A 20,880-nucleotide genomic window follows, 5' to 3' on the forward strand; every position below is an offset into this window, starting at 1 on the left:
CTTATCCCTTTTGCATCCATGGGTCACTAACTAACTGCGGCCCGCTGCTTGCTTTCAACAACACACGTCCGTCACGCAGCCATTCTGCCAGCGCAAACGCACCCTGCGGCGTTTCGATTTGCGTATCGGCGCGGCACAATAATTGGCCGATAACCTGCTGCCATTCGAGCAGCAATTTGTGCTCGACAGGCTCAGGGCAACGAATGATTAAATCGAGATCGCTATCCGCATGCAGCACCGGAACTTCCGTTGCCAGCGCATAACCAACACTGCCGGTAATGCCCCAAACCCAAGGCCACTCTCGCAGTGCCAATTGAATAGCCCCCTGAACAGGCGGCATTGAAACAAACGGGGATTTGACTAAGAGTTCGCGTGCAGCCAGTGATTCTGGGGAAACGACGCGTTTAATCTTTGCGGCATTCACCCAACCGGCTGCACGCTGGTCGCGGCGCATTCCACGAACACCTACCGGAATGCGCCCTTCATGATTCACATCACGCCGCACCACCACTGGCAGAGCTGGCCGCCACTGGCTTGCAACCCACTCTTCACTCACGCCTTCAAGCGCGTTGCTTTCGCTAAGCCAGAGTAAGTCGTGTGGGCGTGGTGTGTTCATGTTTTACATTCCTGAAGTCAGAGAGATAAACAGCGGTAAAGACAGGATAGAGAGCACGGAGCTAAGCAGCAATACTGCCTCTGCATCCGGGGACTGCACACCGAAACGGTTGCCGAACACCACGCCGAAGAAACCCGCAGACAGTGCAATCATCAGGATCGCGGTGATAGCAATCGGGCCGCTCAGACCCAACGCCATCACGATACCCCAGGCGATGAATGGCTGAATCAGCAGTTTGGTGATAGTCGCGGTGCAAACCACGGTGTTGATTTTCAGCTTACGGGCAGAAAGGATCACACCGGTCAGGAACAGTGCCGCAGCCGTTGCTGACATGCCTAATGGTTTGATAGACGACAGCAGCAAGTCAGGCATACGAATGCCGATTGCTGACAGAATCACACCCAGCAGCGGGCCCCAGACGATAGGTTTTTTCAGTGAACGCCACATAAGAACAGGCAGCATCGCCAGTGTTGAACCAGCAGCTTCGCCAGCAGCACGCGCTTTTTCACGCTCCAGAATCATCAGGCAGAACGGTGTCATCAGTACGGAACCGCAGGCGATAGAAACCGCAACAGACAGCGACGTTGATGGGCCTTCACCCAGCACGCTACCCAGAATTGGCAGGCCAAGTGCAGCATAGTTTGGCAGTGCTACGGTCAGCGTCAGTACCGCCGCATCTTGTGGCGATTTTTTGAATACTTTGGTCGCCATGAAATAGATGGCAGCGTAGGTGATCCACATCGCCAGAACCAGCACCACACTCATTGGTGACTGTTTAACGATACCTTCCCAAGGGGTCTGAACCGTTGCGCTAAACAGCGCAGCAGGCAGGGCGAAATCCATGACAAAGATATTGAGCAGGGAAACATTTTTGTTATCGACCATCTTTGCTTTGCCGGCGAAAAAGCCGAGCAGCATGATGACAAAAATAGGAGCAAGAGCATGAACGATCACGTAAGTCATAACTTCACCTGTAGTTAAAAAAGAATTCAAGCACGTTCGCGATAGTTATTATTTTTCAGACGGTTATTTTATATTTGGCACATAAATATGCTTTTTGTTTACTCTAAATAATTCACGGTGCAGGAAGGCGGCAACGCAGCGAATCCCCCGGAGCTTACTGGAGTAAGTGACGGGGGTGAGCGAGGCAGCCAACGCATCTGCAACGTGAATTATGACGAGTAAAACCGTCTGGCAGGTCTGTCTGTAATACGTTGGTGATTTACCAGGCCGCGCGCATACGCTCACGAACCAGTGCCGAACTGTGGCGATTTTTCGCATTCAGTCGGTTTTTCAGCGTGTTATCCGTGCGAGCTTCGCGGACTGCGGTAGCCAGCGCTTCATTCACTTTGCCCATATCGCCTGCTTCTGGCGCTTCAGGGTTCGCGATATCAAGTAACGCGGATAACAACCCGAGGGTTTCGTAGTTACTGATGTCGTACGCCATCGGAGGGATGGTCGCCGCCAGTTTTTCCAGCGCCTCAACGGTACGCAAGGTGATGCGTGCCGCAGACTCTTTGCCCATTGCGTGGATCATCACGCCGGAATCGTTGAACGCAATCAGGCGGTTAGCCTGGTAGCCGTGTGCCAGGAATGCACCGGACATCGCTTTGCCAACAATCAGGCCAACAACCGGGTGACCTGCCAGACGTGCATTGGCGTAGGCCGCTGCGGCCCCCGCTAATGCCTGGTGGATACCAAACGCTTCTTCGCGACGGCCATAAGCCTGGCTCGGTACGTCGATAACCGCCACAATGGCGCGTTTCTCTGACTTTTCAGCATCTTCGGCGATGGTTTCGCTTACGACTTTCGCCAGCGTCCAGCCTTCAAGCAGACCGACTTCACCGCCTTTCGCGCGCGGGTAGTGGTTGCTTTCATCTGGCACGACTGCGATAAAACGTGCAGCCTGGCCATCAACAGCGCCATCAGCCACTTGCACAGACGGGCAAAGGCCAGCCATACGCGGTGCGTTTGAAGTCAATTTGTCCAACCAAATGGCGGCGCGATTCAGTTTCTGGCTCATGCGCGTTTCTCCCCAAAAAGCTGCTTAATCTGTTCGGAATCAGCCTGTTTAGTGGTGTCGAAATTGTTCAGGCGATCGAGATACCAGTCATAGTTATCGGTACGATGCTTAGCCGGAACACCTTTGGCGAGAGCTTCGTTCACCGCTTGTTTAACCGCGTTAACGCCATCACCTACCAGCGCTTCCACCAGACCGCTCTCAAAGCGAACTTCACCACCGGTCATGCTCCAGATAAACGGACGGTTACGTGAATCGTATTCGTCGATACCCGCTTCTTGTTCGATAACCTGTGGGCCGTTCAGGCCAAGGCGCGCTTCACGCGTCACAATCAGGTAGCTGCAAAGTGCGGCAGCGATAGACATCCCGCCGAAGCAACCTACGGTTCCTGCCACCACGCCGATAACTGGCGTATAACGGCGCAGGTCTACAATGGCTGCGTGAATATCGGCAATCGCTGCGAGGCCAAGGTTTGCTTCCTGTAAGCGCACGCCACCCGTTTCGAGGCACAAAACGGCCTGAGTCGGAATGCCGTTACGGTTATCTTCCGCTGCCAGTTCAAGGGCCGCGGCCATTTTCGCACCGGACACTTCGCCCATGCTGCCGCCCTGGAAAGCGCCTTCGATAGCAATCACTACCGCCGGGCCGCCATTAATGGTGCCTTTGGCAACAACCATGCCGTCGTCTGACTGCACAACGATGCCCTGAGCTTCTAACCATGGGGACACAATGCCTTCGAACGGATCGAGCAATTCGCGGAAACTGCCGTCATCAAGCAACAGGCGAGCACGTTCACGCGCTTTGAGTTCGATAAAGCTGCTGTCGTTACGCATGAGTCACCTCTTCAAAAACTTGTTCGATGCGGATACGAGCCACACCTGGCGTCGCGCCAAAGTCGTGGATCTGCATCTGACCGGCAGGCAGGCTGGACAATGCGCCAAGGCGTTCGAACAGCGCCTGCCAGCGTTGCTCGCTGTTATCAATAGACGTGGTGATGTCGATAGTCAGCGTCTCGCTTTGAGCCGCAGTAAACAGGACTTCCATATCACCGGAGCCAACTACACCCGCCAGCGCTTTGCCGCTAACGGTACGAGTTGCCGGAAATGACAATGTAATGTGTTCCATAACACCCTCTTAAAAGTGTGAATGTTGCGGTAATGGGGTAAGCGTCGCGTCGTCGCAGGCGATACGGTCAATCAGCAGCGTGGCGGCCAGCAAATCTGCGGCTCCACCTGGTGAGGCATTGAGTGCCAGCATCTGCTCATCAAGCCAGGCAAGTGCTGCACGGCCTTCAACCTGAGCTGTGCCACCTGCTACCAGCACGCTACGCGCCCCGCTTTGCATGGTTTCCAGCCCTTCAAGCCCGGCACGTGAAAGCACGCAGGTATCGCTAAGAGTCGTCATGATGGCCATCAGCGCATCAAGGCGAGCCTGCTGTTCCGTGGCACCCTGCAAACGGCTGCGGCGCAGTTGCGGCAACGCCAGTTGCATGATGTGTGGGAAGCCAAGTTGCGCTTCTTCGCGAGCACCGGGAACGCTATAACGCCGTGTCGCGAGCAACCCCTTACTGAAAACTTTTGGTGCTGAACTGTCTGGCAGACTGGCGAGTTTTGCGGCAGTTGCCGCAATCTCTTCACTGCGGCCTTCAAGACCGTGCATCGCAGCAGCGCTGACCAACAAACCGAGTGCCCAGATGGCGCCCCGGTGAGTATTCACTCCGCCTGTAGCTGCCATCATCTGCGCCTCACCTTCACGACCTAAACGGCCGACGAGTTGGCGCAGAGCGATGTCTGCCGGGCGCTGCCAGCTTTGCAATGCCAGCGCATGAAACGTCGGGGAAAGGCTGTGCGCAGAGCGCTCCATCAATTCCAGCGTCAGGTCGTGATGTGCACCACTTCCCCGACTGTCCACAAGACCAGGTTTCGGGCTTAAGCGTGCTTCTGTGATCAAGCTTTGGGTGGCAACCCTTGCAAGCCATGCAGCGCTGCCTTCACTCCCAATCTGTGGCTGTAGTTTCATTACCAGCTCCGGAATTTCGCAGGTGGGTTATACAGACCGTCAGACCATTCCACTAAGTCCGCCACGCTGCCGGCAGCCAACAGAGAACGGGTTGCGTCGGTGCGACGAATGCCCATGTCTTCCGGGAAGACCACTTTGCCGCTTTGGCGCAATGCAGCAACGCGTTTAGCATCCACGCCCAGACCGATATCAGTGATACCTGCAACGGATGCCACCATAGCGCGGCGCTCTTCCATGCTTTCAGCACGATACAGATACGCGATGCCTTCTTCGGTCAGCACGTGAGTCACGTCGTCGCCGTAAATCATCACCGGAGCCAGCGGCATACCGGAGGATTTAGCCACTTCAACCGCGTCGAGTTTTTCCACGAACGTTGGTTTAACACCAGCCTGGAAGGTTTCGACCATCTGAACAACGAGCTTACGGCCGCGCTGCATCAGATCTGGTTGAGCCTGCATTGCAAGCCAGGCAGCCGTTGCATGGCGACGACCATGTGGGTCATGGCCCATGTTTGGCGCACCGCCGAAACCGGAAAGACGACCGCGCGTCACGGTTGAGGAGTTGGCATAGCCATCAACCTGCAATGTGGAGCCGATGAACATGTCCACTGCGTATTGGCCTGCTAACTGGCAGAATGCACGGTTGGAGCGCATCGAGCCATCAGCACCGGTAAAGAACACATCCGGGCGAGCGCGCACGTACTCTTCCATACCCAGCTCGCCACCGAAGCAGTGCACGGTTTCAACCCAGCCACTTTCGATAGCAGGGATAAGCGTTGGGTGCGGGTTCAGCGTCCAGTGTTTACAGATTTTGCCTTTCAGACCGAGCTGTTCGCCGTAGGTTGGCAGCAGCAGTTCGATGGCGGCGGTGTTAAAGCCGATACCGTGGTTGAGCGATTGCACCTGGTGTTCAGCGTAGATGCCTTTAATCGCCATCATCGCCATCAGGATGTGTTCTTGCTTGATAAGACGCGGGTCGCGGGTAAACAGCGGTTCGATAAAGAACGGCTTGTCAGCCACCACCACGTAATCAATCCACGAGCCTGGAATATCGACACGCGGTAAATCACATTCGTCATCAACCAGTTCGTTAACCTGAGCGATAACAATACCGTCGTGGAATGCCGCCGCTTCAACCAGTGCTGGCGTGTCTTCGGTGCTGGCGCCGGTATACAAGTTACCTTTGCGGTCAGCTTTAAAACCGGCAATCAGTGCCACGTTTGGCGCGAGATCCACATACAAACGGGAATAGAGTTCGATGTAGGTATGAATGGCACCAATCTCTAACTGACCGTCTTCGAGCAGTTGCGAAATACGCAGGCTCTGGGTGCCAGAGAAGGAGAAATCGAGCTTGCGGGCGATACCTTTTTCAAAAATATCAAGGTGTTCGCTACGCCCGACGCTCGGCATAATCATATGCAGGTCGTGAACTTTGGATGGGCTAACTTCAGCCAACATGCGGGAAAGGAAATCCGCCTGTTTTTGGTTATTGCCTTCAAGCACCACGCGATCGCCGGGAGCGATCAGTTTTTCCAGCATATCGACAAGATCTTCGGTTGGAAGCACCTTGCCCTGCACGTTGGTGGAAGCCATACGACGCAGTTTCTCAGTGCGGCGTGTGTTCCACTGGCGTGCTGGCTTTTGGAAAGCCGTCATTTTAACCTCCTGATTCAGCCAATCATTCTGATTTGCTTTAGCTTGGTTAAATTGTGCGCCTCACTGGTTAGACCATCAATTAAGCTCGGGGAACAATCATTAGCCTTAGAGTAATAATGAACTTTTGGTTTTGTGATCGGGGTGGAAGGCGAGACCAGGAATTCTGCACTACTGCCAATATAAAAACTTTTCCTGCGAGAAGTGCCGCATGCTGGTGATCAGGCGGTTGGTGGCAAGCTGGGAATTTATAGAATATGACTGCCTGCTTGAATTAGCAGCCAGAGATACCTGTTTTGTGGCAATTGAATATATTCATTTTGTATCTACAATGAAACCACAAAGCAAAGGAGGAAATAATGGATTCTGTAATTCGCACTCGCATTGATAGCCAGACCAAACAAAAGGCCACAGAAATTCTTGAAAACTGTGGGCTAACAATGAGCACAGCCTTGCGCCTCTTCGTTGAACAAGTGGTAATAAACGAAGGCTTACCATTTGATATTAATCGCAATCCCAGCCCTCGCTTGCTTCAGGCCATGCGTGAAACGCAAGAAATTCTTCATAACGGCAAAAACGGATTTTCAGATGTAAATGAGCAGATGGATGCACTCAATGATGGTCAACAACAAACGAGCGAAGCAGCCGTATCAGACAAAACACACAAAATCCTTTAGCAAGGCATGGGAACGTTACAACAAATCTGGTCGCTATGACATGAACGCTGTTTCTGCAGCTATGTGGCTAGTTGCCTCCCGTAATCCTTTGCCAGCTTATTACCTCGACCACAGTCTGAGTGGTGAATATGACAAGTATCGGGAACTTCATATCGGTGGCGATTATTTGCTGGTGTATTACGTTGACGAAGCCAGCCGGACCATTGTCTTTTCAGATTTAGGTACACATGCCGAGCTGTTTGAATGAACGGTTATTTGGCAGTATTGAATCCCTCTCCCCACAAACGGAAAGAGGGTTTATGCATCAGCTATTATGATTTAACCGGGTGGGCAGTGATTTTGATTGAGTCGGTGTAAGTCACACGCACGCTTTGGTTCACTTTCAAGTCTTTCAATTTCGCCTGAACTTTAGGGTCTTCAACGGTTACCGTTTTTTCCTGACCTTTTGGCCCTACGAAGGTGATTTCATTCTTTTTCAGATCGATGTGTTTAATTTTGAGCTGAACGTTGACCTGGCGGAAGGCTTCGTGCTCAGGTGAACCACTGGTCGCTTTTTCCATCCCTTTGGTGGTTGAAGCCGTAGGTGCGGCTTTATCAACGTTGGTATCAAAAGCAATGGCTACGGAACGCGTAACGGTAGTATCAACGGTATCGCCCGCTTTGATATTCGCCAGCGTACCGGCTTCTTCTGGAACGTTGAGAGAGACTTTATTTCCTGCTTCCCCTTCCAGCACCACAACATGATTTTTTTGATCAACTGAAACCACTTTCGCGGAAAAATGATCGGCCTGGAAATCACCTGCTACAGGCAGGACGGTGGCATTGGCGGACATAATGCTGAATGCCAGTAGGGAAACAGTAGCAGCACCTTTGATGAAGGTTTGAATCGGTTTCATAAATCAGATGTCCTTATAAGATAAACAGATATGTTCCGGCCCCTTAGGGGTTAGGGGCCAGTATGAGCTTAGCGGTATTTTTTATGGTAGGCATTGCGAGTGGTTTTAAATTCTTCTGCTGCTGCCTGCGCTTCTTTCACTTTGCCTTCGTTGGCAAGCTTCAGCGCACCGTCAATCTGTCCAACCAGTAAATCCAAACCGTGGCGATAATCTTTCATCTCGGCACTATCTGCCGCTTTGTTCTCGAGCTTTGGTGGTGTGCCCTTTTGCGCATCCAGCGCTGCGGTACGCATATTATTGAGCGAGGTTTTTAACTCTGCCGCGTTATCGGTCTTCAACACGGTTTTGTAATTTTCAGCGATGGTATCCATATCATCGCCAACATCTTTCGCCATTACAGCGCCAGTAAATAACACGGACGATACTGCCAACATTGCAATCAGTTGCTTACGCATTAACTCACCTTTTTTATTAGAAAGGCGCGGCAGGACGCGCCTGTTACGGTTAACTACTGCCCAGCAATTTTCATTTCTGGGAGTAACACTGAACCACATTGAATATTACTGCGCTTCTCAATATCACTACCAATTGTGACCATTTCACGCCACATATCTTTCAAGTTTCCAGCGATAGTGATTTCGCTCACCGGATATTGAATTTCGCCGTTCTCAACCCAGAAACCGGACGCGCCGCGAGAGTAATCGCCAGTGATGCCGCTTACGCCCTGACCCATCAACTCGGTCACCACCAGGCCGGTGCCCATCTCTTTAAGCATACCCGCGAAATCCAGGCCTCGCCCTTCGATACGCCAGTTGTGGATACCACCCGCATGGCCGGTGCTTTTCAGGCCCAGTTTGCGCGCGGAATAGTTGGTCAACAGCCACTGCTGCAGGACACCGTCTTTGATAATGTCGCGGCGTTCTGTACGTACACCTTCGCTATCGAACGGCGTTGAAGCCAGGCCTTTGAGCAGATGCGGGTGCTCTTCAATGGTCAGCCATTCCGGCAGAATTTGTTTGCCAAGAGAATCGAGCAGGAACGTGGATTTACGGTAAACCGAACCACCCGCAATCGCGCCAACCAGGTGACCGAACAGACCGGTCGCCGCTTCAGCGGCAAAAATAACCGGCGCTTTCATGGTAGACAGTTTGCGTGGCGACAGGCGCGCAAGCGTGCGGCGAGCACATTCGATACCCACGGATTCAGGGCTGTCGAGATCTTCCATCGCGCGGCCAATGGTATAGGCGTAATCACGCTCCATTTCACTGTTAACTTCGGCGATAACGCAGCTGGAAAGTGAATGGCGCGTTGAACAGTAGCTTTGCAGCATACCGTTGCTGTTACCGAAAACTTTAATGCCGTAGTGGCTGTTAAAACTGCCGCCTTCGGTATTGTTGATGCGCTTATCGACGTTCAATGATGCATTTTCAGCGCGTGCTGCCAGTTCAATCGCGCGGTCAGCGTCCATTTCCGTTGGGTGGAAAAGGTCCAGGTCCGGCGCGTCATAAGCCAGTAATTCTTTATCTGCCACACCCGCAAACGGGTCTGGTGAGGTGTAACGGGCGATATCCAGCGCCGCCTGCACGGTACGCGCTACGGCATCCGGGCTAAGGTCTGTTGTGGATGCACTGCCTTTACGGTTTTGATGATAAACGGTGATGCCTAACGCACCATCGCTGTTAAATTCGACGTTTTCCACCTCACCGTATCGGGTACTTACGCTGATACCAGTGGTTTTACTGACGGCAACTTCTGCGCCATCGGACTGAGCGGAAGCCAGTTCCAGCGCCTGAGATACCGCTTGTTCCAGAACCTGACGTTGTTGTGCTACTTGCGTGTTTACTTTCATCGCTACTGCCATAATGTAAGGTGAGTGAATTAAGTCTAACCCAGAACAGAACAATTTCGCAGTGAACAGGCTTTACTGGTAGAATTAGCCACTTTTTTTAAGGAGCCTAATATGACTAAGCAGCCCGATGACTGGCTCGACGACGTACCAGATAACGAAAATGAAGACGAAGATGATGAGATTATCTGGGTCAGTAAAAGCGAAATTAAGCGTGATGCCGAGGAGTTAAAACGCCTGGGTATGGAACTGATGGAGTTGGGCAAAAATGCGCTCGACAAAATCCCTCTTGATGAAGATTTGCGTGCCGCTATTGATTTGGCTCAGAAAATCAAAAAAGAAGGCCGTCGCCGTCAGGTTCAGTTAATTGGCAAAATGATGCGTTCGCGCGACATGGATCCTATCCGCGTAGCGCTCGATAAACTGAAAAACCGTCACAACCAACAAGTCGCACTGTTCCATAAACTGGAAGCACTGCGCGATCGTTTGGTTGAGGAAGGCGATGATGCAATGAGTGAAGTGTTAAGACTTTACCCAGAAGCTGACCGCCAGCAATTACGTGTACTGATTCGTAACGCACAAAAAGAAAAGGCAGCAAATAAGCCGCCAAAATCTTATCGCCAGATTTTCTCATATCTGCGCGAACTGGCTGAAACCCAGGCCTAAAACGAAAGTGGCTTAATGAAATTAGCCACCCATAAAAAAACCCGCATTTGCGGGTTTTTTTATGTCTGTACGATTACTGGTTTTCTGATTTTTTAGCCAGCGCATCCAGCAGCTTCTGGTGAATACCACCGAAACCACCGTTGCTCATCACCAGAATATGGTCGCCAGGTTGAGCCGTTTTCACCACCATATCCGCCAAAGTGTCGACATCTGCACTCCAGTAAGCAGGCTGAATACAGGCTTCAGCCACTTCAACCACTTGCCATGGAATATGCGGAGGCTGGAGCAAGAAGACTTCGTCTGCACGACCTAAAGAAGGTGCCAGATCATCTTTGCTCAGGCCCATTTTCATGGTGTTAGAGCGTGGCTCAAGCACTGCGAGAATACGTGCGGTGCCGCCAACTTTGCTACGCAATGCCGAAAGCGTTGCCAGAATCGCCGTTGGATGGTGAGCAAAATCGTCATATACCGTCACGCCGTGCGCTTCGCCACGTAATTCAAGGCGACGACGTGCATTGATGAAGCTATCCAGGGCTTTCGCGGCATCTGCTGGTGTAACACCCACATGGCGTGCTGCGGCAATCGCCATCAGCCCGTTATGCATGTTGTGTTCGCCAACTAGCTGCCAGTGGACTTCACCGACACGCTCGCCATCCAGGTAAACTTCCCAATTAGATGCATCAGGATTAAGCTTCTTCGCCTGCCAGTGGCCTTGCTCGCCCACCAGCTCTTGCTCGCTCCAGCAGCCCATTGCCAGCGTCTGCTTAATGTTGGTGTCGTTCTCAGGCCAGATGATTTTCCCCTGCCCCGGAACAATACGCACCAGATGGTGGAACTGTTTCTGAATCGCTTTCAGATCGTCAAAGATGTCCGCGTGATCAAACTCAAGGTTATTGAGGATCAATGTACGCGGGCAGTAATGCACGAATTTGGAACGCTTATCGAAGAACGCGCAGTCGTATTCGTCAGCTTCAATCACGAAGAATGGGCTGTCGCCCAGGCGTGCAGAAACATCGAAATTACCCGGTACGCCACCGATCACAAAGCCAGGCTTGTAGCCACAGGCTTCCAGAATCCACGTTGCCATACCTGCAGTGGTGGTTTTACCGTGTGTACCCGCCACAGCCAGCACCCAACGGTCGCGCAGCACAAAATCGTGCAGCCACTGTGGGCCAGACATGTAAGGAATACTTTTCTCAAGCACCGCTTCAACGCACGGGTTTCCACGCGTCATTGCGTTGCCGATGATCACCAAATCCGGCTGTGGATCGAGTTGGCTTGGGTCGTAACCTTGAATTAATTCAATACCCTGCTCTTCAAGCAGAGTGCTCATTGGAGGGTACACATTGGCATCCGAGCCCGTAACCTGATGGCCGAGTGAACGAGCCAGCATAGCAAGGCCGCCCATGAACGTGCCGCAAATACCCAAAATATGAATACGCATAAAACTATCCTTTTATTATTTGGCGCACATTCTAACCGTATGTTGGATGCTGGCAAATCGCATTTAAGTTAATTCCGCATTTTGCTGGCGCGATTCACCTGTACGCTACTATTTGAAAGTTTGTTAGGATTGTTGCAGTCGTTTCATTTAATTAACAGAAGCAGGGAAAGTGTTATGAAAACGTTAGGTGAATTTATTGTCGAAAAGCAGCATGAGTTCTCGCACGCAACCGGTGAACTGACTGCCTTATTGTCGGCAATAAAGCTCGGCGCAAAAATCATCCACCGTGATATCAACAAAGCAGGTCTGGTTGATATTTTGGGTGCCAGCGGAGCTGAAAACATTCAGGGCGAAGTGCAGCAAAAACTTGACCTGTTCGCAAACGAAAAACTGAAAGCAGCACTGAAAGCCCGAGGGATTGTGGCCGGTGTTGCTTCCGAAGAAGAAGATGACATCGTTGTTTTCGAAGGCGCGGAACATGCCAAATATGTGGTGCTGATGGACCCGCTTGATGGTTCATCAAACATCGACGTGAACGTATCAGTTGGTACCATTTTCTCTATCTATCGCCGTATCACGCCGGTAGGCACTCCTGTCACCGAAGCCGATTTCCTTCAGCCAGGCAACCGTCAGGTCGCGGCAGGTTATGTGGTTTATGGCTCTTCAACCATGCTGGTTTATACCACCGGCTGTGGCGTTCATGCCTTCACCTACGATCCTTCTCTTGGCGTGTTCTGCCTGTGCCAGGAGCGTATGCGCTTCCCGGAAATTGGCAGCACCTATTCTATCAACGAAGGGAACTACATCCGTTTCCCGCAGGGTGTGAAAAAGTACATTAAGTTCTGCCAGGAAGAAGATTCAAACACCCAGCGCCCGTATACCTCGCGTTATATCGGTTCTCTGGTTGCCGACTTCCACCGCAACCTGCTGAAAGGTGGGATTTATCTTTACCCAAGCACCGCAAGCCACCCGCAAGGGAAGCTGCGTTTGCTGTATGAAGGCAACCCGATGGCATTCCTTGCGGAACAAGCTGGCGGTAAAGCGAGTGATGGCAAAGAGCGTATTCTGGATATCATCCCGGAAACCCTGCACCAGCGACGTCCGTTCTTCGTAGGTAACGAACATATGGTCGATGATGTAGAACGCTTTATCCGTGAGTACCCGGACGCATAAGTTCTTGCCCTCCCTCGATCCTCTCCCACGGGAGAGGATAAATAGCGCTCCATACCCTAAATAATTGAAACTGCATCAAGGCGGCAAGTGAGCAAATCCCGATGAGCTTACTAGAGTAAGTGATTATTAGGCCCATTCATGGGCCTACCCCTTCGGGCCGCTGCTAGCAGCGTTCAAATCTGCTTTCAGCAGATTTGTCGGGTGCGTGAACGCAGCCAACGCGGATGCGGCTTCAAGTATGACGGGTACACCTGAACGTTGCCATCGCAGCCACCAAGTGCTGCGATTGCTCCTCAAGCGAACGCGTAGCCGCTGTTGATTCCTGAACCAATGCAGCATTCTGCTGCGCTGCCTCATCCATCTGGCTCACCGCGATATTCACCTGCTCGATACCATAGCTTTGCTCGTTTGATGCATTAGCGATTTCACTCACCAGACGGGTCATGCGCATCACTTCTTCGGCGATTTCATCCATCGTTTCCCCGGCTTGCTGCGCCAGTTCACGACCTTCGCCAACATGATTTTGCGAGTCCGAAATCAGCGTACGGATCTCTTTTGCGGCGTCAGCGCTGCGGCTTGCCAGGATACGAACTTCGCCCGCTACCACCGCAAACCCGCGCCCTTGTTCACCTGCACGAGCTGCTTCTACCGAGGCGTTCAGCGCCAGAATATTGGTCTGGAAGGCGATGCCGTCGATAACACTGAGGATGTCGGCAATACGGTCGGAACTACTGGAGATATCACGCATTTTTTCAATCACATAGCACACCATTTCGCTGCCACGATCGGCGGTATCAGAAACGTCTTTTGCTAATTTATGTGCTTGCTCGGCGTTGTCGGCGTTCTGTTTCACGGTCGCGGTGATCTGCTCCATGCTGGCAGCCGTTTGCTCAAGAGAAGTGGCGGTTGATTCAGTGCGTTGGGCAAGGTTCTGGTTGCCTGCGGCCAGTTCGCGGCTGCCAGTATCAATTTGCGAGCTGGCATCGCGCACGCGGCTTACCGATTCCATCAAGGAATCTCGCATGATGGTAATTGCCGTCGCCAGGCGGCCAAATTCGTTGTTACCAGCAGGTGGCAACGTCTGAGTTAAATCGCCCCTGGCGACAAACTCCAGCTGCTCAATCGACTGATTCAACGGCTTGAGCAGTAAATGGCGGAGTGCCAGCCACACCAGCACGATAATTCCGGCGGTGAGCAATGCGGCGATAATAATTAGCGTAAGGACGATTTTCTTATGCAATTGCACCGCTTCAACTTCGCTGTTGCCGCGCGCCTCGCCCCACTGCTTGAAAATCTCCACATCGGTATCAAACTTTTGCGACAGCGGAATCAGCGTCTTTTCCAGCAGATCGTAGTAATCATCGGGGCTTTGTTTGGTGAGCGCTGCGAGCATCGGATTGATGCCTTTTGCGAGGTATTCCGCATAGCTTTGCGCTAAGTTTTGAATCAGTCGATTGCCTTCTTCATCGCTCACGCCGCTGTCGATAAACTCTTTTAGCTGCTGTTGAGCCGCCGCCACATCACTGGCAGCGTAATCGGTAGATTTGGTGGCATCTTCCAGCAGGCCAATTTCCATCTGGCGAACCGCCTGCCCTGCACCGTTACGCGCGCGTAGCAGCGAAACATAGCCATCAGACAAGCGCACCATCTGCTCGCCCTGTAGGCGATTAATATTCTGGAGTGAGGTTGAGCTTTGTTGCAGAGCAAAAATGCCCATGCCGCTGACAAATAACAACAGGAAGGTCATGACTGCCAGCAATGTCAGCAGCCCCGTGCGAATAGACAAATTTCTCAACATGCTCTTTTCCCGGTGACAGAACGATAGAAACGATTGAAGTGTTATCGACCATCACCGAAGAAAGTTTAGACAAAGCGATTCAGCTTTGACCAGGACGCACGTTAATCCGCTTCACTGGCGAGCTTTGACGGTTTTCCCACAACACCGTCAAACCGCGCTGTAGGGCGATGAAAATAAACAGCAAAATGCCGATGGCGATTTTCGTCCACCACGAACTGAGCGTACCATCGAAGTTGATATAGGTCTGAATCAGCCCCTGAATCGCCACGCCAAACAGCGTGCCCAGCACCGTCCCAACGCCACCACTTAACAGCGTGCCGCCGATAACCACTGAGGCAATCGCATCCAGCTCAACACCCATTCCTGCCAGCGCGTAACCTGCTGAGGTATAGAGCGAAAAGACAATACCGGCGAGTGTGGCAAGCCCGGTTGAAAGCATATAAATGCGCACTGTAGTGCTGCGGGTGGAAATCCCCATCAGGTTTGCCGACGTTGCGTTGCCGCCAATCGCATAAACCTGGTTACCAAAACGGGTGCGGTGCGCAAGGAAAATACCAATCACTACCACGGCCAGCATCAGCAAGCCCATGGCACTCAAACGCCCACCGCCGGGAATGCGCCAGGCAAGGTTTGAAAGCGTGTCGTAAATCGGGTGGTTAATGGGAATGGACTCTTCCGAAACCAGGTAGCTGACCCCACGCAGGAAGAACATCCCAGCAAGGGTGATAATAAAGGCTGGGATTTTTAGCGCGTCGATAAGCAAGCCCATAAACGCGCCAAACGCGCAGCCCATCAGCAGCACCAGCGGGAAGGCCACCAGCGGCGACAAGCCCCAGAAGCCAATCGCTTTAGCGAGGAACACCCCGGTAAAGGCGATCACTGAACCGACAGAAAGATCGATGCCGCCGGAGAGGATCACAAAGGTCATGCCAACGGCAATAATCCCCAGGAACGCGTTATCAGTCAGGATGTTGCAAATTACCCGCGTTGAGGCAAAACCGGGGAATTGCGTCAGACAGTACAGATACCCCAGCACAAACACCGCCAGGGTAATCATCAACGGCAAGTTACGTTTGATCATGGCGACGTAGTCCTTTGAGCAAAGCAATAAAACGTGGCGACTGAACAATCAGCACGCACATCACCACCACCGCTTTCACCACCTGGTTAAGCTCAGGCGGAAAACCGGAAAGCAGGATGCCGGTGTTCATCCCCTGAATAATCAGCGCACCAATTACCGAAAGCGCGATGTTAAAGCGCCCGCCCATCAACGAACCGCCACCGATTACTACCGCCAGAATGGCGTCCAGTTCCAGCCACAATCCGGCGTTGTTGGCATCAGCACCACGAATATCGGCGGTAACGATAATCCCGGCGATGGCCGCGCACAGGCCGCTCAAAACGTAAGTCAGCATCACCACAATGCGCGTATTGACCCCGGCGTTTTTCGCCGCGCGAATGTTAATCCCAACCGATTCGATAAACAGGCCCAACGCCGTTTTGCGGGTAAACAGCCAGAAGACCAGCAGCGTTGCCAGCACAATAATCACGGGCGTCGGGAAGAAGAACAGCGAACCGCTGCCCAGATACGAGAGGTTTGGTGAATCAAAAGTAACGATTTGCCCGGCGGTGATAAGTTGCGCCACACCACGCCCGGCTACCATCAGGATTAGCGTGGCAACAAATGGCTGAATCTTCAGGATGGCCACCAGAATGCCGTTCCACAGCCCCGCCAGAACCCCCACGCCGAGTGACGCCAGAATAACTACCGTCAGACTGTGCCCGTCGACAGTTAACGTCGCCGCCGTAGCGCCAGCAATCGCCATCACCGCGCCAACGGAAAGGTCAATGCCACCAGTGGCGATCACCAGTGTCATGCCGATTGCCAGTAATGCGACCGGTGCCGCACGGTTGAGAATATCTATCGGGCTGCCGAACAGCCGCCCGTTTTGCACCACAATATCAAAGAAGTGATTGGCGACCAGGCTATCGACTAACAGCACCAGCACCAACGCGACCAACTGCGGAATACCCGGCGGCCAGCGGAAATTTCGCTTTGGCTTTTCGGCATCCGTTTGCGGCAATGAACGAGGCATCACGTGTTACTCCTTATGCCGCAATGGCATTCATAATTGCCGACACGGAAAGCTCCGCGAGCGGGATCTCAGCCACTTGCTGCCTGTCACGCATGATGATCACACGATCCGCATAGCCCACCAGTTCCTCCAGTTCAGAGGAGATAACTAACAGCGCCAGGCCATCGGCACACAGCGTTTCGATCAAACGGATAATTTCGGCGTGTGCGCCAACGTCGATCCCGCGCGTCGGTTCGTCGAGGATCAGAAACTGCGGTTTGGTCAACAGCCAGCGCGAGAGCAGAACTTTTTGCTGATTACCGCCGGAGAGAAACTCGATCGGTTGATCGGGGCCAGGCGTACGGATCCCCAACTGGCGAATAAACCGTTCGGCTATCTGATACTGCTCACGCTTAGGGATGGGGCGCAGCCAGCCGCGTTGGGCCTGTAACGCCAGAATGATATTTTCACGTACTGAAGCGGCGGAAATAATGCCGTCAGTTTTGCGATCTTCCGGGCAAAAACCAATACCCAGCGACGAAGCTTTATGCGGCGATCGAAGTGATTGCGGCTTGCCTTTGATCCACGCATTGCCCTGGTCCGCGGGCTTGATCCCAAATATCACTTCGGCGGTTTCGGTGCGCCCGGATCCTAATAAACCCGCCAGACCAACGATCTCACCCGGACGGACTTCAAGATTGAACGGGTTGATCACCCCTTTCTTACCAAAATCTTTAAACGCAGCGACCGGTTTATCGCTCAGTAAAGTGCGGCCCGCACGGTTAAGTGCATTAGTGTCCAGCTCGCGCCCCAGCATCATTTTCACCAGATCTATCTGCGGCAGATCTTTTGTATTTCTCGTGCCAACAAACGATCCGTTGCGCAGAACGGTGATCCTGTCGGTGACTTCATAAACTTGATCGAGGAAGTGGGTAACGAAGATCAGGCTTACGCCCTGATCGCGCAACTGGCGCATCAGGGTGAACAGCATTTCAACTTCTTTGGTGTCGAGGCTGGCGGTAGGTTCATCGAGAATCAGCACTTTGGCCGAAAGATCGATGGCCCGGCAAATCGCAACGATTTGCTGCATCGCGACGGAATAACGGTTGAGCGGTTCGGCGACATCCAGCGAGAACCCGTAGGATTCCATCAGGAGGGCGGCGCGTTTTTCCATCTCTTTGCGTTGTATAAACCCAAAGCGACGCGGCTCGCGGCCGATAAACAAGTTATCCGCCACCGACATATTGGGCAGTAGATTGACTTCCTGATACACCGTACCGATGCCGAGTTGTTGGGCATGGGCGGTATTCTTCGGGGAAATCTGTTCCCCTTCGAGATAAATATTGCCGCTATCGCGCTGATAAACACCGGTTAAGGCTTTGATAAGCGTTGATTTCCCTGCTCCATTTTCACCCAGTAATGCCATGATTTCACCCCGATTGAGGCTGAAATCCACTTTGTCGAGCGCCTTAACCCCTGGGAAATGTTTCGATAAGCCTTCCGTGCGCAGAATTTCCTGATTGTTATTTGTGTTCATGAACGCACTCCTGCCAACGCACAACTGTAGGGTGAGATAAGCGCAGCGCCCTCGATCTGGCCCGTGCCTTAATGGCGGATGACGCTACGCTTATCCGCCCTACATAAAACAGCCCCTCCGTTTCGGGAGGGGCATAACTCATCAGTAACCCATCGATTTCTTCTTCTCGAGCTCTTCTTTCGCGGTATCCGGGAGGTACAGCGTTGATTTGGTGATGGTCACTTTTTCAGGCATGGTGCCATCTTTCTTGAACTTCTCGAGTGCATCGAACGCAGGTCCTGCCATGTTTGGTGTCAGCTCAACACTTGCGTTGGCTTCGCCATCGATCATCGCTTTGTAGATATCCGGCACGCCATCAATTGAACCGGTCAGAATGTCTTTGCCCGGTTTCAGACCCGCTTCTTTGATTGCCTGAATCGCACCGATCACCATGTCATCGTTGTGCGCGTAAACCATGCAGATGTTTTTGCCGTTGTTCTCAGCTTTGATGAAGCTCTCCATCACTTCTTTACCTTTACTGCGGGTAAAGTCGCCAGACTGAGAACGAATGATTTTCACGTTGGATGCTTTAGAAATGGCGTCCGCAAAACCTTTCTTACGGTCAATTGCCACGCTCGCGCCCACGGTGCCTTGCAGTTCAACCACGTTACATTGCTTACCATTCAACTCTTTAAGCAACCATTCACCAATCAACTGGCCTTCCAGCACGTTGTTAGCGGTGACGACGGTCATGTACAGCGATTTATCTTTCACATCGATATTACGGTCGAGCAGGAATACTGGGATTTTGGCCTCTTTTGCTTCTTGTAATACTGGCTCCCAACCCGTGGCGACGATTGGCGCAATGAAGATTGCGTCTACGCCCTGGGCGATAAATGAACGTACGGCTTTAATCTGGTTTTCTTGTTTTTGTTGGCCGTCTGCGATTTTCAGCGTGATGCCGCGTTTCTCGGCTTCACTCTTCGCAACCGATGTTTCAGCTGCTCGCCAGCCGGATTCAGAACCTACCTGCGAAAATCCGACCGTTAACGGAGCAGCTATTGCCATAGACGACATGGCTGCGGAGACTGCAGAGACCAAAAGTAAGCGCTTCCACATAGGGACATCCTCGTAGGGTTATTGTTGGTTAAAATCTGGGCGTCGAAAAAACTATAGGCGACGTGTGGTGTAACAGAATGAGTTACATCACAATTCCAACAAGTCGCGCATAACCTTGTAACCGCTTACATAAGTTTATAAAGAATACGGCTATGTTTATGGATTTTCCCGTTGTCGGAAGGTTCTGGAAACGGCAGCAGGTGAGAAATGAAGGCAAAAAGAGGCGAAGACATTTAAATCGAGTTAGCTATAATACGCGGCACTTGAATGACACCAGTTTAAAGGAAAAAGACATGAGCTTACTCAACGTCCCTGCGGGTATTGATCTGCCAGAAGACATCTACGTTGTTATCGAAATCCCAGCAAACGCTGATCCTATCAAATATGAAGTTGATAAAGACACCGGCGCTCTGTTCGTTGACCGTTTCATGTCTACCGCAATGTTCTATCCGTGCAACTACGGTTACATCAACCACACCCTGTCTTTAGACGGTGACCCGGTTGACGTTCTGGTCCCAACTCCATACCCACTGCAACCAGGTTCTGTTATTCGTTGCCGTCCAGTTGGCGTGTTGAAAATGACTGACGAAGCTGGCGAAGATGCCAAGCTGGTTGCGGTTCCGCACACCAAACTGAGCAAAGAATACGATCACATTAAAGATGTGAACGACCTGCCAGAACTGCTGAAAGCGCAGATCTCCCACTTCTTCGAGCAGTACAAAGCTCTCGAGAAAGGCAAATGGGTTAAAGTTGAAGGCTGGGACAATGCAGCAGCAGCTAAAGCTGAAATCGTTGCTTCCTTCGAGCGCGCTAAGAAGTAATTCTCAGCCTCGCTGAATGCTTGTGAAAACACCGCCATCTGGCGGTGTTTTTTTATGTCGAAAGTATATATACCCAAAATAATTCGAGTTGCATCGCGGCGGTAAGAGAACAAGTCCCGATGAGCTTACATAAGTAAGTGATTCGGGCGAGTGAACGCAGCCAACAAAGATGCAGCTTGAAGTATGACGGGTATAACTAGAACTGATCTTTATCCAACCAGTCTCCGCTTTCTATGCGGGTTAATCCATCCACCGATCGTTGGTACACGTACATCCATGCACTGCCGTAAGGTGTCTGAATTAGCTGACGTTTATACTCGCCACCTTTAGTGCGCAAAGCGTCAAGCTCAGAGAGTGTAGAAGCATCAATACGATACACTTCACCCACCACAGAACCTTCACCCGGCACTACCCCCGGATAATGGCCAAGGCTGTATAAAGCGTAATTTTCAACATGATGATCCCCAAGCCACTGGGCGTTGGTCATCCAGTGACTGTTACCTTGCTTGCGTCGTAAACTGCCGTAAACAAAAATTCGCATA

At 52.0% G+C, this 20,880-nt stretch carries 22 protein-coding genes; 5 read left to right on the forward strand and 17 right to left on the reverse strand.

The annotated features are described in order from the left end of the window. Window position 1: 1 nt before the first annotated feature. From AC0IXI_RS20945 to mdcA, 7 genes are all read right to left on the reverse strand, one after another. Entirely contained in the window at window positions 2-616 is a 615-nt protein-coding gene (locus tag AC0IXI_RS20945) for a malonate decarboxylase holo-ACP synthase (protein WP_064515837.1), read from the reverse strand. A gap of 3 nt (window positions 617-619) precedes the next feature. Continuing rightward, window positions 620-1,579, reverse strand: a complete 960-nt coding sequence (locus tag AC0IXI_RS20950) for an AEC family transporter (RefSeq protein ID WP_064515834.1) — start codon at window positions 1,577-1,579, stop codon at window positions 620-622. A 259-nt stretch (window positions 1,580-1,838) separates the two neighbouring features. After that, window positions 1,839-2,639: a biotin-independent malonate decarboxylase subunit gamma gene (gene mdcE, locus AC0IXI_RS20955; protein WP_134186301.1), complete on the reverse strand. Its 801-nt coding sequence runs from the start codon at window positions 2,637-2,639 to the stop codon at window positions 1,839-1,841. Then, window positions 2,636-3,469: a biotin-independent malonate decarboxylase subunit beta gene (locus AC0IXI_RS20960; RefSeq protein ID WP_064515827.1), complete on the reverse strand. Its 834-nt coding sequence runs from the start codon at window positions 3,467-3,469 to the stop codon at window positions 2,636-2,638. Before AC0IXI_RS20960 ends, mdcE begins: the two co-directional genes overlap by 4 nt. Then, window positions 3,462-3,761, reverse strand: coding sequence for a malonate decarboxylase acyl carrier protein (gene mdcC / locus AC0IXI_RS20965; RefSeq protein ID WP_064515824.1), 300 nt, complete (start codon window positions 3,759-3,761; stop codon window positions 3,462-3,464). The genes AC0IXI_RS20960 and mdcC overlap by 8 nt, the downstream gene beginning before the upstream one ends. Window positions 3,762-3,770: 9 nt before the next feature. Then, complete coding sequence (locus AC0IXI_RS20970) at window positions 3,771-4,655, reverse strand: triphosphoribosyl-dephospho-CoA synthase (RefSeq protein ID WP_064515821.1); 885 nt, start codon at window positions 4,653-4,655, stop codon at window positions 3,771-3,773. Further along, window positions 4,655-6,310 (reverse strand): malonate decarboxylase subunit alpha, encoded by a 1,656-nt coding sequence (mdcA, locus tag AC0IXI_RS20975; protein WP_134186298.1) that lies wholly within the window; start codon window positions 6,308-6,310, stop codon window positions 4,655-4,657. The genes AC0IXI_RS20970 and mdcA overlap by 1 nt, the downstream gene beginning before the upstream one ends. A gap of 356 nt (window positions 6,311-6,666) precedes the next feature. On the opposite strand from mdcA, the gene AC0IXI_RS20980 reads away from it, so the two are divergent. Both AC0IXI_RS20980 and AC0IXI_RS20985 read left to right on the forward strand, forming a co-directional pair. Then, window positions 6,667-6,984: a type II toxin-antitoxin system RelB/DinJ family antitoxin gene (locus tag AC0IXI_RS20980; protein WP_064515814.1), complete on the forward strand. Its 318-nt coding sequence runs from the start codon at window positions 6,667-6,669 to the stop codon at window positions 6,982-6,984. Continuing rightward, a complete protein-coding gene (locus AC0IXI_RS20985) occupies window positions 6,926-7,231 on the forward strand; it encodes a type II toxin-antitoxin system RelE/ParE family toxin (protein WP_064516005.1) in 306 nt (101 codons plus the stop codon). The genes AC0IXI_RS20980 and AC0IXI_RS20985 overlap by 59 nt, the downstream gene beginning before the upstream one ends. A gap of 64 nt (window positions 7,232-7,295) precedes the next feature. On the opposite strand, the gene AC0IXI_RS20990 is transcribed toward AC0IXI_RS20985, so the two are convergent. The 3 genes from AC0IXI_RS20990 to pmbA form a co-directional block, all read right to left on the reverse strand. Continuing rightward, window positions 7,296-7,880 carry a hypothetical protein gene (locus AC0IXI_RS20990; RefSeq protein ID WP_064515812.1) on the reverse strand — a complete coding sequence of 195 codons (585 nt, stop codon included), beginning with the start codon at window positions 7,878-7,880 and terminating at the stop codon, window positions 7,296-7,298. A gap of 68 nt (window positions 7,881-7,948) precedes the next feature. Continuing rightward, entirely contained in the window at window positions 7,949-8,335 is a 387-nt protein-coding gene (gene cybC / locus AC0IXI_RS20995; RefSeq protein ID WP_034461367.1) for a cytochrome b562, read from the reverse strand. Between the two features lie 53 nt (window positions 8,336-8,388). Beyond that, window positions 8,389-9,741 (reverse strand): metalloprotease PmbA, encoded by a 1,353-nt coding sequence (gene pmbA, locus AC0IXI_RS21000; RefSeq protein WP_471683054.1) that lies wholly within the window; start codon window positions 9,739-9,741, stop codon window positions 8,389-8,391. A gap of 99 nt (window positions 9,742-9,840) precedes the next feature. Here pmbA and yjgA point away from each other — a divergent pair, with 99 nt between their 5' ends. Beyond that, window positions 9,841-10,392, forward strand: a complete 552-nt coding sequence (yjgA, locus tag AC0IXI_RS21005; protein ID WP_064515802.1) for a ribosome biogenesis factor YjgA — start codon at window positions 9,841-9,843, stop codon at window positions 10,390-10,392. A gap of 73 nt (window positions 10,393-10,465) precedes the next feature. On the opposite strand, the gene mpl is transcribed toward yjgA, so the two are convergent. Further along, window positions 10,466-11,836 (reverse strand): UDP-N-acetylmuramate:L-alanyl-gamma-D-glutamyl-meso-diaminopimelate ligase, encoded by a 1,371-nt coding sequence (gene mpl, locus AC0IXI_RS21010; RefSeq protein WP_064515800.1) that lies wholly within the window; start codon window positions 11,834-11,836, stop codon window positions 10,466-10,468. A gap of 174 nt (window positions 11,837-12,010) precedes the next feature. Between mpl and fbp the strand changes: the two genes are divergently transcribed. Then, a complete protein-coding gene (gene fbp / locus AC0IXI_RS21015) occupies window positions 12,011-13,009 on the forward strand; it encodes a class 1 fructose-bisphosphatase (RefSeq protein ID WP_064515797.1) in 999 nt (332 codons plus the stop codon). A 232-nt stretch (window positions 13,010-13,241) separates the two neighbouring features. Here fbp and AC0IXI_RS21020 read toward each other — a convergent pair whose 3' ends face one another. The 5 genes from AC0IXI_RS21020 to ytfQ form a co-directional block, all read right to left on the reverse strand. Next, entirely contained in the window at window positions 13,242-14,807 is a 1,566-nt protein-coding gene (locus tag AC0IXI_RS21020) for a methyl-accepting chemotaxis protein (protein WP_471683055.1), read from the reverse strand. Window positions 14,808-14,886: 79 nt separating this feature from the next. Then, entirely contained in the window at window positions 14,887-15,888 is a 1,002-nt protein-coding gene (gene yjfF / locus AC0IXI_RS21025; protein ID WP_422568248.1) for a galactofuranose ABC transporter, permease protein YjfF, read from the reverse strand. Beyond that, entirely contained in the window at window positions 15,875-16,906 is a 1,032-nt protein-coding gene (gene ytfT, locus AC0IXI_RS21030; RefSeq protein ID WP_134186290.1) for a galactofuranose ABC transporter, ATP-binding protein YtfT, read from the reverse strand. Before ytfT ends, yjfF begins: the two co-directional genes overlap by 14 nt. 10 nt (window positions 16,907-16,916) lie before the next feature. Next, window positions 16,917-18,419, reverse strand: a complete 1,503-nt coding sequence (gene ytfR / locus AC0IXI_RS21035; RefSeq protein ID WP_471683056.1) for a galactofuranose ABC transporter, ATP-binding protein YtfR — start codon at window positions 18,417-18,419, stop codon at window positions 16,917-16,919. Between the two features lie 141 nt (window positions 18,420-18,560). Further along, entirely contained in the window at window positions 18,561-19,517 is a 957-nt protein-coding gene (ytfQ, locus tag AC0IXI_RS21040) for a galactofuranose ABC transporter, galactofuranose-binding protein YtfQ (protein WP_064515782.1), read from the reverse strand. 293 nt (window positions 19,518-19,810) lie between these two features. On the opposite strand from ytfQ, the gene ppa reads away from it, so the two are divergent. Beyond that, on the forward strand, window positions 19,811-20,338 hold the full coding sequence (ppa, locus tag AC0IXI_RS21045; RefSeq protein ID WP_064515779.1) for an inorganic diphosphatase: 528 nt from the start codon (window positions 19,811-19,813) through the stop codon (window positions 20,336-20,338). 196 nt (window positions 20,339-20,534) lie between these two features. Here the strand turns inward: ppa and AC0IXI_RS21050 are convergent, their stop codons facing one another. Then, window positions 20,535-20,879: a gamma-glutamylcyclotransferase family protein gene (locus AC0IXI_RS21050; protein WP_064515775.1), complete on the reverse strand. Its 345-nt coding sequence runs from the start codon at window positions 20,877-20,879 to the stop codon at window positions 20,535-20,537. Window position 20,880: the final 1 nt, after the last annotated feature.

Source organism: Buttiauxella sp. AC038 (assembly GCF_979253565.1).